The sequence below is a fragment of the Clavibacter sp. genome, assembly GCF_014802555.1.
Classification (GTDB): domain Bacteria; phylum Actinomycetota; class Actinomycetes; order Actinomycetales; family Microbacteriaceae; genus Clavibacter; species Clavibacter sepedonicus.
Window position 1 is genome coordinate 14,896 of record NZ_JAAVCB010000021.1, and the last position, 12,456, is coordinate 27,351.

9 protein-coding genes are annotated in these 12,456 nt (G+C 71.9%); 7 read left to right on the plus strand and 2 right to left on the minus strand.

The features are described 5' to 3' along the window. Positions 1-108: 108 nt before the first annotated feature. Positions 109-651, plus strand: coding sequence for a MerR family transcriptional regulator (locus HDR73_RS02665; protein ID WP_012038569.1), 543 nt, complete (start codon positions 109-111; stop codon positions 649-651). Positions 652-846: 195 nt separating this feature from the next. Here the strand turns inward: HDR73_RS02665 and HDR73_RS02670 are convergent, their stop codons facing one another. Continuing rightward, positions 847-1,659, minus strand: coding sequence for a ParA family protein (locus HDR73_RS02670; RefSeq protein ID WP_041464486.1), 813 nt, complete (start codon positions 1,657-1,659; stop codon positions 847-849). A gap of 78 nt (positions 1,660-1,737) precedes the next feature. Here HDR73_RS02670 and HDR73_RS02675 point away from each other — a divergent pair, with 78 nt between their 5' ends. From HDR73_RS02675 to HDR73_RS02685, 3 genes are read left to right on the plus strand one after another with little or no spacing between them, the layout of a single operon-like run. Next, positions 1,738-5,139, plus strand: a complete 3,402-nt coding sequence (locus tag HDR73_RS02675) for a pyruvate carboxylase (RefSeq protein WP_012298730.1) — start codon at positions 1,738-1,740, stop codon at positions 5,137-5,139. 3 nt (positions 5,140-5,142) lie between these two features. Continuing rightward, positions 5,143-6,615, plus strand: coding sequence for a mycothione reductase (locus tag HDR73_RS02680; RefSeq protein WP_012298731.1), 1,473 nt, complete (start codon positions 5,143-5,145; stop codon positions 6,613-6,615). Between the two features lie 34 nt (positions 6,616-6,649). Beyond that, positions 6,650-7,141 carry a peptide deformylase gene (locus HDR73_RS02685; RefSeq protein ID WP_012298732.1) on the plus strand — a complete coding sequence of 164 codons (492 nt, stop codon included), beginning with the start codon at positions 6,650-6,652 and terminating at the stop codon, positions 7,139-7,141. Between the two features lie 43 nt (positions 7,142-7,184). On the opposite strand, the gene HDR73_RS02690 is transcribed toward HDR73_RS02685, so the two are convergent. Beyond that, positions 7,185-9,011, minus strand: coding sequence for an AMP-dependent synthetase/ligase (locus tag HDR73_RS02690; protein WP_012298733.1), 1,827 nt, complete (start codon positions 9,009-9,011; stop codon positions 7,185-7,187). A 132-nt stretch (positions 9,012-9,143) separates the two neighbouring features. On the opposite strand from HDR73_RS02690, the gene HDR73_RS02695 reads away from it, so the two are divergent. From HDR73_RS02695 to HDR73_RS02705, 3 genes are all read left to right on the plus strand, one after another. Continuing rightward, entirely contained in the window at positions 9,144-10,109 is a 966-nt protein-coding gene (locus HDR73_RS02695; RefSeq protein WP_012298734.1) for an ROK family glucokinase, read from the plus strand. Positions 10,110-10,189: 80 nt separating this feature from the next. Then, positions 10,190-10,879, plus strand: coding sequence for a lysophospholipid acyltransferase family protein (locus HDR73_RS02700; protein ID WP_012298735.1), 690 nt, complete (start codon positions 10,190-10,192; stop codon positions 10,877-10,879). Between the two features lie 59 nt (positions 10,880-10,938). Further along, positions 10,939-12,309 (plus strand): class II 3-deoxy-7-phosphoheptulonate synthase, encoded by a 1,371-nt coding sequence (locus tag HDR73_RS02705; RefSeq protein ID WP_012298736.1) that lies wholly within the window; start codon positions 10,939-10,941, stop codon positions 12,307-12,309. The last annotated feature ends 147 nt before the right edge of the window (positions 12,310-12,456 follow it).

The window sequence follows — 12,456 nt, forward strand, 5'->3', positions numbered from 1 at the left end:
TGATCGGGCCCGCGGGCCCCGCTACCGTGAGAACACGATCCCGACGAACCGACCCGAGCAGCGCGCGAACCCCACCGGGGCGAGCGCTGAGGGGTGGAAGGCAGAACGATGAGCGACTCCACCCCGGACTCCGGGCGCTACGACCTCGGTCTGCTCTTCACCGACGGCCTCCCCGAGATGGACGCGAGCGCGGGCTACCGCGGCGCCGTCGCCGCCCGGGCCGCGGGGATCACCTACCGCCAGCTCGACTACTGGGCCCGCACCGGCCTCGTCGAGCCCACCGTCCGCGGGGCCTCCGGCTCCGGCACGCAGCGCCTCTACGGCTTCCGCGACATCCTCGTCCTCAAGCTCGTCAAGCGCCTCCTCGACACCGGCATCTCCCTGCAGCAGATCCGCACCGCCGTGAACCAGCTCCGCGAGTCCGGCGTCGTCGACCTCGCGCAGACCACCCTCATGAGCGACGGCGCCAGCGTCTACCTCTGCACCAGCAACGACGAGGTCATCGACCTCGTCAGCCGCGGCCAGGGCGTCTTCGGCATCGCCGTCGGCAAGGTCCTCCGCGAGGTCGAGCACTCCCTCGTCGAGATCGACACGCAGACCGTTGACCCCACCGACGAGCTGGCTGCCCGCCGCGCCGTCAAGGCGTCCTAGGCCGGACGCCCGCTCCACCCGCCGACGCCCCGCCTCGGGCAGCGGCACGGGTCGCCCGCGAGCTGGGCGCGCAGCGGGGTCGTTCCCGTTCATCGGTGCGCGATCAGGGCCTCATCCGAGAGGGGGCCGAGCGCATCCGCCTCGGACGATGAACGCCGCCCCTCGAGGAGGAGCGGCGTCCGGGGAGCGAGCGGATCAGCGCGCGGCGTTCTCCGCGTAGTCGCCGATCTTCGCCGTGCGCATGATGCGCTCGAGCAGCTGGTCGAAGTTGCGCGCCATCTCCTGCGCGCTCTCGCCGGGCCACACGTGCAGCGGCTTGGCAGCACCCTGCGCCTGCTGGAGCGACGTGCGCTCGGGGAGCTGCGGGCTCAGCACGAGCGGGCCGAACATGTCGCGGAGCTCCTTGATGCGGAACTGGTGCTCCAGCGACTGGACGCGCGCGCGATTGACGATGATGCCGAGGGGCTGCAGGCGCGGCGAGAGGCCGCGGCGGATCTCCTCGATCGCGCGGAGCGCCCGGTCAGCCGCGGCGACGGAGAAGAGGCCGGGCTCGGTGACCACGGTGACCCGGTCGCTGGCCGCCCACGCGGTGCGCGTGAGGGCGTTGAGGGAGGGCGCGCAGTCGATGAGCACGAGGTCGTAGTCGGCCTCGACGTTGGCGAGCGCCTCCTCGAGCTTCCAGATGTCGCGGATGCTGGGGTGCGGGCCGTCGAAGTTGATGGCCGACGGGCTGCCGATCATGACGTCGATGGTGCCGGAGCGGCCCTTGGTCCAGCCGCTCGGCGCGATGGCCGCGCGGACGATCTTCTCCTTGGGCGAGGCGAGGACGTCGGCCACGTTGAGGTGGCCGGCGACCTGGATGTCCATGCCCGTGGACACGTCGGCCTGCGGATCGAGGTCGACCACGAGGGTCCTCAAGCCGCGGGAGAAGGCGGCGGACGCCAGTCCCAGGGTCACTGTGGTCTTTCCCACGCCCCCCTTGAGGGAGCTGACGCTCAGTACATGCACGTGGGAAAGGCTACCGTCGATACTCTGGGAAGACCTAAACGCGTGGGTCCCGAAGCCCCCTCGACGGAAGGCCCCGCCATGTTCGAGAAGATCCTCGTCGCCAATCGCGGGGAGATCGCGATCCGCGCGTTCCGCGCCGCCGTCGAGCTCGGCGCCCGCACCGTGGCGGTCTATCCGCACGAGGACCGGCACTCGCAGCACCGCCTCAAGGCCGATGAGGCGTACCTGAACCGCGAGGAGGGCCACCCCGTCCGGGCGTACCTCGACGTCGACGAGATCATCCGCGTGGCGCTCGAGTGCGGCGCCGACGCCATCTACCCGGGCTACGGGTTCCTGTCCGAGAACCCCGACCTCGCGCGCGCGGCGGCCGCCAACGGGATCGTCTTCATCGGCCCCGACGCCGGCGTGCTGGAGATGGCCGGCAACAAGGTCACGGCGAAGGAGCACGCGACCGCCGCCGGCGTCCCCGTGCTCGCGTCGACGCCGCCGTCGACCGACGTGGGGCTGCTGCTCGAGCAGGCCGAGGGGATCGGGTTCCCGATCTTCGCCAAGGCCGTCGCGGGCGGCGGCGGTCGCGGCATGCGGCGCGTGGAGCGCCCGGAGGACCTCGAGGAGGCGCTGCGGGCCGCGATGCGCGAGGCGGACAGCGCCTTCGGTGACCCGACCATGTTCCTCGAGCAGGCCGTCCTCCGGCCCCGGCACATCGAGGTGCAGATCCTCGCCGACGCCACGGGGGAGACCGTGCACCTCTTCGAGCGCGACTGCTCGGTGCAGCGCCGGCACCAGAAGGTCGTGGAGATCGCGCCGGCGCCGAACCTGGATCCGGCGATCCGCGACGCCATGCACGCGCACGCCGTCGCGTTCGCCCGGAGCATCGGCTACGTGAACGCCGGCACGGTCGAGTTCCTGCTCGACACCGACGGGCCGCGCGCCGGGCAGCACGTCTTCATCGAGATGAACCCGCGCATCCAGGTCGAGCACACGGTGACCGAGGAGGTCACCGACGTGGACCTGGTGCAGTCGCAGATGCGCATCGCGGCGGGGGAGTCACTCGCCGAGCTGGGCCTCCGCCAGGACGCGATCGTGCTGCGCGGCGCGGCGCTGCAGTGCCGCATCACGACCGAGGACCCCGCGCAGGGCTTCCGGCCGGACACCGGCAAGATCACGACCTACCGCTCGCCGGGCGGCGGCGGGATCCGCATCGACGGCGGCACGGTCGCGACCGGCGCGCAGATCAGCCCCCACTTCGACTCGATGCTCGCGAAGCTCACCTGCTGCGGGCGCGACTTCCCGGCGGCCGTGACGCGTGCCAAGCGCGCGCTGGCCGAGTTCCGGATCCGCGGCGTCTCCACCAACATCCCGTTCCTCCAGGGCGTGCTCGACGACCCGGACTTCCAGGCGGGCGACATCAGCACGTCCTTCATCGACGAGCGGCCGGGACTCGTGCGCAGCAACGTGTCCAAGGACCGCGGCACGAAGATCCTCAACTGGCTCGCCGACGTCACCGTCAACCAGCCGAACGGGCCGCGCACCGCGGTCGTCCGGCCCGCCGACAAGCTGCCCGACGTCGACCTCCGGCTGCCGGCGCCCGCCGGATCCCGGCAGCGGCTCCTCGAGCTCGGGCCGCGCGGCTTCGCCGACGCCCTCCGCGCGCAGACCGCCCTCGCGGTCACCGAGACGACGTTCCGCGACGCCCACCAGTCGCTGCTCGCCACCCGCGTGCGCACCCGCGACCTGGTGGCGGTCGCCCCGTACGTCGCCCGCACGACGCCCGAGCTCCTCTCGGTGGAGGCGTGGGGCGGCGCCACCTACGACGTCGCGCTGCGCTTCCTCGGCGAGGACCCGTGGGAGCGGCTCGCGTCGCTGCGCGAGGCGCTGCCGAACGTCGCGATCCAGATGCTGCTGCGCGGCGCCAACACCGTCGGCTACACGCCGTACCCCACGGAGGTCACCGACGCGTTCGTGCAGGAGGCGGCCGCGACCGGCGTCGACGTGTTCCGGATCTTCGACGCCCTCAACGACGTCGAGCGGATGCGGCCCGCCATCGACTCCGTGCTCGCCACCGGCACCACGGTCGCGGAGGTCGCCCTCTGCTACACGGGCAACCTGCTCGATCCGGCCGAGGACCTCTACACGCTCGACTACTACTTGCGGCTCGCCGAGCGCAGCGTGGCCGCCGGGGCGCACATCCTCGCGATCAAGGACATGGCGGGGCTCCTCCGGCCGGCCGCCGCCGAGCGCCTCGTCACCGCGCTCCGCCGCGAGTTCGACCTGCCCGTGCACGTGCACACGCACGACACCGCGGGCGGCCAGCTCGCGACCCTGCTCGCCGCGAGCCGCGCGGGGGCCGACGCGGTCGACGTGGCGAGCGCGCCCATGTCGGGCACCACGAGCCAGCCGTCGGCGTCCGCGCTCGTCGCGGCCCTCGCCGACACCGAGCGCGACACGGGCCTCTCGCTCGACGCGGTGAGCGACCTCGAGCCGTACTGGGAGGCGGTCCGCCGCCTCTACCGGCCGTTCGAGTCCGGGCTCGCCGGCCCGACGGGTCGCGTGTACCGGCACGAGATCCCGGGCGGGCAGCTGTCCAACCTCCGGCAGCAGGCCATCGCGCTCGGCCTCGCGGACGACTTCGAGCTCATCGAGGAAATGTACGCCGCGGCCGACCGGATCCTCGGGCGCATCCCCAAGGTCACGCCGTCGTCCAAGGTGGTCGGCGACCTCGCCCTCCAGCTGGCCGCCGCGAAGGCCGACCCCGCCGACTTCGAGCGGAACCCGCAGGACTACGACATCCCCGACTCCGTGGTCGGCTTCATGGCGGGCGAGCTCGGCGACCTGCCGGGTGGCTGGCCCGAGCCGTTCCGCACGCGCGTCCTCCAGGGCCGTGACGTGCGCATCGGCGTCACGCCGCTGTCCGCCGAGGACCGCGCCGCGCTCCAGGTGCCGGGCGCCGCGCGCCGCCGCACCCTGAACCACCTCCTGTTCCCGCAGTCGACGGAGCAGTTCGAGACCATCCGCGAGCTGTTCGGCGACCTCTCCGTGCTCGACACGGACGACTACCTGCACGGCCTCCGGCCGGGGCAGGAGCACGCGGTGCGGATCAGCCGGGGCGTCGAGGTCCTCATCGGCCTCGAGGCCGTGGGCGACGCCGACGAGTCGGGCATGCGCACCGTGATGGTCGTGATGAACGGTCAGCTCCGCCCCGTGTTCGTGCGCGACCGCGGCATCGCCGTGCCCACGACCGCGGCCGAGCGCGGCGACCCGGCGAAGCCCGGCCACGTGTCGGCGCCGTTCTCCGGCGTCGTCACGCTGAAGGTCGAGGAGGGCCAGGTCGTCGCCGCCGGGCAGCCGGTCGCGTCGATCGAGGCGATGAAGATGGAGGCGGCCATCACGTCGCCCGTCGCGGGACGCGTCGCGCGCCTCGCGGTGCCGACCACCCAGCAGGTCGACGCGGGCGACCTGCTCGTCGTCGTCGAGCAGTAGGAGATGAGCCACGAGATGACCGACACCCCGCAGGACCAGCGCTACGACCTCGTGATCGTGGGGGCCGGATCCGGCAACTCGATCGTCGACGAGCGCTTCGCCGACCAGCGCGTGCTGCTCGTCGACGACGGCGAGCACTTCGGCGGCACGTGCCTCAACGCGGGCTGCATCCCCACGAAGATGCTCGTGCACGTGGCGGACGTCGCCGCGGGGACACAGGATGGTGCGGCCCTCGGGATCCGCGCGTCGGTGGACGCCGTCGACTGGCCCGCCATCAGCGCGCGCGTCTTCGGTCGCATCGACGCCATCAGCGAGGGCGGCCGCGAGTGGCGCGAGAGCGGCTCGGAGAACGTCACGCTGCTGCGCGAGAGCGTCGGCTTCGAGTCTCCCGGCGTGCTCGTCTCGGCGAGCGGCCAGCGGATCGTCGCCGACCGCGTCGTGCTCGCGGCCGGCTCCCGCCCCCGCCCGCTGCAGGCCGTCTACGCACCCGACCCGGCCATCCACGACTCCGACTCGATCATGCGCATCGCCCAGCTCCCCACGTCGCTCCTCATCGTGGGCGGCGGCTACGTGGCGGCCGAGTTCGCGCACGTCTTCAGCCACCTCGGCGTGCACGTGACGCAGGTCGCCCGATCCGCGCACCTCCTGGGCAACCTCGACGCCGACGTCTCCACGCGCTTCACCACGCTCGCGCGCACGCAGTGGGACGTCATCACCGACTGCGAGGTCGAGGAGATCGAGCGGGACGGCGACGTGCTCCGGTCACGGCTCGCCTCGGGCCACCTCGTCGAGACGGAGGCCGTGCTCGTCGCCCTCGGCCGCGTCCCCAACACCGACACGCTCGCCGTCGCGAACGCCGGCTACGACCTGCACGACGACGGCCGCATCGTGGTCGACGACCGGCAGCGCGTGCTCGCGGGCGGCGAGCCGGTGCCCGGCGTCTTTGCGCTCGGCGACATCAGCGCCGACCACCAGCTCAAGCACGTCGCCAACCACCAGGCCCGCGTGGTCCAGCACAACCTGCTGCACCCGGAGGACCTCATCGGGGGAGCGCCGGGGCCTGCGCCGCAGGCGGTCTTCTCCCGCCCGCAGATCGGCTCCTTCGGGCTCACCGAGGCGGAGGCGCGCGCGGCGGGACCCGTCGTCACCGTCGAGCAGCCCTACTCGTCCACGGCCTGGGGCTGGGCGCTCGAGGACACGACGTCGTTCTGCAAGCTCGTGGTGGATCCGCGCGACGGCGGCACCCTCCTCGGCGCGCACATCATCGGCTCGGACTCCGCGGCGCTCATCCAGCCGCTCCTCATGGCGGCGAGCCTCGGCCACCCGGTCACCGGTCTCGCCCGGGCGCAGTACTGGCCGCACCCGGCCGTGACGGAGATCGTCGAGAACGCGCTGCTCGCCGCCGAGTCCGCGGTGGCCGACTGGGCACGGGAGAATGGTGGGGGCGACGCGCCCGCGGGGGCCGGTCGATCCTGAGCCGCCGCCCGACCAGGACCCACGGAAGCAGAGAATGACTGAACGACAGATCCGCCTGTTCGGCGATCCGGTGCTGAAGACCGTCTCCTCGGAGATCCACGAGATCGACGACGGCGTGCGCGCCCTGGTCGAGGACCTCCTCGACAGCGTGCGACCGGACGGCCGCGCCGGGGTCGCCGCCGCGCAGATCGGCGTCAACCTCCGGGCCTTCAGCTACAACGTCGGGCCGGCGTTTGGCTACGTCCTCAACCCCGTCATCGAGGAGCTCCGCGGCGAGGCCGTGCTGGTCGACGAGGGCTGCCTCTCGGTGCCGGGCCTCTGGTTCCCCACCATGCGCCACCCCGAGGCCGTCATCTCGGGGCTCGACCTCGACGGGAAGCCCGTCCGCATCGAGGGCACGGGCGTCCTCGCGCAGGCCTTCCAGCATGAGGTCGACCACCTCGACGGCCTCGTCTACCTCGACCGGCTCGACAAGCAGCGCCGCCGCGAGGCCATGAAGCAGGTCCGCGAGTCCGACTGGTTCTGACGACCGCCCGACGGCCCGCGCGTGCGCGGGCCGTCGTCGTCCGTCAGTGGACCAGCGAGTGGCCCTCGGTGGTCGGGGCCGCCTCGTAGATCCGTGTGATCACGTCGGCGAAGGCGTCGAGCACCACCTGGCGCTTGATGCTGAGCTTCGGCGTGAGGTGCCCGGCCGCCTCGGTGAGCTCCACCGGCAGCACGACGAACTTCCGGATGGACTCCGCGCGCGAGACCGTGGCGTTGGCTGCGTCGACGGCCCGCTGCACCTCGGCGAGCACGGCCGGGTTCTGCGACGCCTGCTCGAGCGTCATCGAGGGGTCCTGCCCGTTGTTGCCGAGCCAGACCTTGAGCATCTCGGGATCCAGCGTGATGAGCGCCGAGATGAACGGCCGCCGGTCGCCCGCCACCACCACCTGCCCGACGAGCGGGTTCGCCCGGATGGGGTCCTCGAGCGCGGCCGGGGCGACGTTCTTGCCGCCGGCCGTGACGATGATCTCCTTCTTGCGACCCGTGATCGTGAGGTACCCGTCGGCGTCGTAGCTGCCGAGGTCGCCCGTGCGGAACCAGCCGTCGTCGAAGACCGCCGCGGTCGCCTCCTCGTCCTGCCAATACCCGTCGAAGACGTTGACGCCCTTGACCTCGATCTCGCCATCGTCCGTGATCCGCGTCGAGACCCCGGGGAGCGCCGGTCCGACGGTGCCGATCCGGAAGCCTTTGACCAGGTTCACGCTCACGGGCGCCGTGGTCTCGGTGAGGCCGTAGCCCTCGAGGATCGTGAGGCCGAGCGACCGGTAGAAGTGGCCGAGCCGGAGGCCGAGGGGCGCGGATCCGCTGACGGCGAAGCGCACCCGCCCGCCCATCGCCTGCCGGATCTTGGAGTAGACGAGCGCGTCGAAGAGCTTGTACTGCAGCTTCAGCGCGAGCGGCACGGAGCCGGCGTCCACGGCGACCGAGTGCGCGTACGCGACCTCGGCGGCCTTCCGGAAGACCTTCCCGCGGCCCGCGCCCTCGGCCTTCTGCTCCGAGGAGTTGTAGACCTTCTCGAAGACCCGCGGCACCGCGAGCAGGAACGTCGGCTTGAAGGACGCGAGCGCGGGCAGCAGCTGCATGGTGTCGGCCTGGTGCCCGGTCTTCACGCCGGCCTGCACGTTGAGGATCGAGATGAAGCGCGCGAACACGTGCGCCGTCGTGATGAAGAGCAGCGTCGAGGCGCCGACCTGCACGACCTCCTCCATCGCCACCTCGGCGTTGCGCGAGAGCTCGACGAAGTTCGCGTGCGTGAGGATGCAGCCCTTCGGTCGGCCGGTGGTGCCCGACGTGTAGATCAGTGTCGCCATGTCCGAGCCGACCGCGATGTTCCGGCGACGCTCGATCTCGGCGTCCGGCACGTCGACGCCCTGCTCGGCGGGCTTGCCCAGGTCGCCGAGGTCGATCTGCCAGACGCGGCGGACCGCGGGCAGCTCCGGGTGCACCTCGTCGAAGCGCGCGAAGTGGTCGGCCGACTCGAGGATCATCGCGACCGCGCCGGAGTCCTGCATGTTCCAGTGCACCTGGCCGGGGGAGGAGGTCTCGTAGACGGGGACGAGGACGGCTCCGGCGAAGAAGACCGCGAAGTCGACGAGCGTCCACTCGTAGCGCGTCCGGCACATCATCCCGATGCGCTCGCCCGGCTCGATCCCGGCGGAGACCAGGCCCTTGGCGAGGGCGACGACCTGGCGGTGGAACTCGGCCGCCGAGACGTCGCTCCAGCCCCCGTCCCCGTCCGGCAGCGCGAACAGCGGGGCGTCGGGGCTCGTGCGCACCCGGTGCACCAGGACGTCGGTGATGTTGTCGTCGGGTCTCGCCTCGACGACGGCGGGCATGGTGTGCTGTTCCACGGCAACTCCCTCGGTACCGGAAATGGATGTGGTCAGCTTATCGGCGGCGCCCTCCCGGGCGCTCGTCCCCGGTCGGGGGCGTCCGGCGCGTCAGTAGGATCGACTGGCGAGACAGAGGGAAGGGCCCGCGGAGTGCATGCAATAGGGATCGACATCGGCGGGACGAAGATCGCGGGAGCCGTGGTCGACGAGCTCGGCGTCATCGCGGCGGAGGAGCGCACGCCCACCGAGGCGGGTAGCCCGGACGCGATAGTCGAGGCCGTCGTCGGCATGGTCGAGTGGCTCCGCGCCCAGCACCCGGACGTCGTCGCGGTCGGCGTGGCGGCGGCCGGCTTCATCGACGCCGCGCAGTCCACCGTCTACTACGCCCCGAACATCAACTGGCGCAACGAGCCGGTGCGCGAGAAGCTGCGCGGCCGGATCGACCTCCCCATCGTCATCGAGAACGACGCGAACGCCGCCGGCTGGGCCGAGTTCCGCTACGGCGCGGGCCGGCTGGTCAGCGACATGGTCACCCTTACCATCGGCACGGGCGTGGGCGGCGCGATCGTCGCCGACGACCGGCTCTTCCGCGGCGGCTTCGGCGCGGGCGCCGAGCTCGGCCACATGCGGGTGGTGCCGGACGGCCTGCCCTGCGGGTGCGGCGCCCGCGGCTGCATCGAGCAGTACGGATCCGGTCGCGCGCTCCTGCGCACCGCCGACGAGCTGGCCGACCTCGGCGGCACGCACGGCGAGGGCCTCGCCGCCCGCCGTCGCGAGGTGGGCGCGCTCACCGGACACGACGTCAGCGACCTCATCCAGGCCGGCGATCCCGGCGCGCTCCTCGCCCTCCGCCGCCTCGGCGGCTGGCTCGGCGAGGCGGCCGCGAGCATCGGCGCGATCCTCGACCCGCAGATGTTCGTCATCGGCGGCGGCGTCGCGCAGGCGGGCGACCTCCTGCTCGACCCGATCCGCGAGGCGTACCTCGCCCACCTCCCGGCCCGCGGCTACCACCCGGAGCCCGAGTTCCGGATCGCCGAGCTCGTCAACGACGCCGGCGTCGTGGGCGCCGCAGACCTCGCCCGCCTGCACGCCGCCGCGCTCACCCACGGAGCCTGACCTCGCCGGCGTCGCCCTGCCGGGTCACGGGCCCGCGTCCGCCTATGCTGGATGCGACCCCACCCGGAAGGTGACCGACGATGTTCTACTGGTTCATGAAGAACCTGGTCGCCGGACCCCTCCTCCGGAGCACGTTCCGGCCCTGGGTCACCGGGATCGAGAACATCCCCGCCAAGGGCGGCGTGATCCTCGCGAGCAACCACCTGTCGTTCATCGACTCGGTCTTCCTGCCGCTGCTGGTCGACCGCAACCTCGTCTTCCTCGCCAAGAGCGACTACTTCACGGGCACCGGCCTCAAAGGCTGGGCCACGAAGATGTTCTTCACGGCCACCGGCATGCTCCCCATCGACCGCTCCGGCGGCAAGGCATCCGAGGCGTCGCTCAACACGGGCCTCCGTGTCCTGGCCGAGGGCCGCATGCTCGGCATCTACCCCGAGGGCACGCGTAGCCCCGACGGCCGGATGTACCGCGGGCGCACGGGCGTCGCCCGGATGATCCTCGAGGGCGACGTCCCCGTCGTCCCGATCGCGATGATCGACACCGAGAAGATCATGCCCATCGGCACCCGCATCCCGAAGGTCCGCCGGATTGGTGTGGTCATCGGCGAGCCGCTAGATTTCAGTAGGTTCGCCGGCCTCGAGGGAGACCGCTTCATCCTCCGCTCCATCACCGACGAGATCATGTACGAGCTCTCGAGGCTGAGCGGCCAGGAGTACGTCGACGTCTACGCGACCTCGGTCAAGGAGAAGCGCGCGAGCGCGTCCCGCTGACCGACGCCCGCACCGCCTCCACCGCGCACCACGCGCACGACACGAACCGGGATCCCACCGTGGCCTCTGAGCACCTCGTCCCCGCCCATCCCGACGTCCTCGCCGGCCTCGACCACTGGCGCACGCTCGAGGTCAAGCAGCAGCCGCAGTGGCCGGACGCCGCCGCCGTCCACGCCGCGTCCGCCGAGATCGCGCTGCTGCCGCCCCTGGTCTTCGCCGGCGAGGTCGACCTGCTGCGCTCGCGCCTCGCCGCTGCAGCCGACGGACGCGCGTTCCTCCTGCAGGGCGGCGACTGCGCCGAGACCTTCGCGGGCGCGACCGCCGACGCCATCCGCAACCGCGTGAAGACGGTGCTGCAGATGGCCGTGGTCCTCACGTACGGCGCAGCCATGCCCGTCGTGAAGATGGGCCGCATGGCCGGGCAGTTCGCCAAGCCGCGCTCGAGCGACACCGAGACGCGCGGCGACCTCACGCTGCCCGCGTACCGCGGTGACATCGTCAACGGCTACGACTTCACGCCCGAGTCGCGCGCGGCGGATCCTGCCCGACTCGTGAAGGGGTACCACACGGCCGCCTCGACGCTGAACCTCATCCGCGCCTTCACGCAGGGCGGCTTCGCCGACCTCCGCGAGGTGCACAGCTGGAACAAGGGCTTCGCCGCGAACCCCGCCAACCAGCGCTACGAGCAGCTCGCCCGCGACATCGACCGCGCCATCAAGTTCATGGAGGCCGCAGGCGCCGACTTCGACGACCTCAAGCGCGTCGAGTTCTACACCGGGCACGAGGGCCTCCTCATGGACTACGAGCGCCCCATGACGCGCATCGACTCGCGTACCGGCACGCCGTACAACACGTCGGCGCACTTCATCTGGATCGGAGAGCGCACGCGCGAGCTCGACGGCGCGCACGTTGACTTCCTCTCGCGCGTCCGCAACCCGCTGGGCGTCAAGCTCGGGCCGTCGACGACGCCGGAGACCGTGCACAAGCTCATCGAGAAGCTCGACCCGGAGCGGGAGCCCGGCCGCCTCACCTTCATCACGCGCATGGGCGCGGGGAGGATCCGCGACGCGCTGCCGCCCCTGCTCGAGGCGGTCAAGGCGTCGGACGCGAACCCGCTCTGGGTCACCGACCCCATGCACGGCAACGGCCTCACCACGCCCACCGGCTACAAGACGCGACGCTTCGACGACGTCGTCGACGAGGTGCAGGGCTTCTTCCAGGCGCACCGGGCGGCGGGCACGCACCCGGGCGGCATCCACATCGAGCTCACGGGCGACGACGTCACCGAGTGCCTGGGCGGATCCGAGCACATCGACGAGGCCACCCTCGCCACCCGCTACGAGTCGCTGTGCGACCCGCGGCTCAACCACATGCAGAGCCTGGAGCTCGCCTTCCTCGTCGCCGAGGAGCTGGCCGCCGCGCGCAGCTGATCCGACGGCACGACGATGCCCCGTCCCCTGGGCGGATTCTCGTGGTCCCCGCAACACCCTGAGTTCAGGGGGTTGCGGGGATCGTGGTTTCGGGTGAGTTGCGGCGGGAGTTCTTCGAGGTACTGGACCGGGTCGATGGCAGCATCA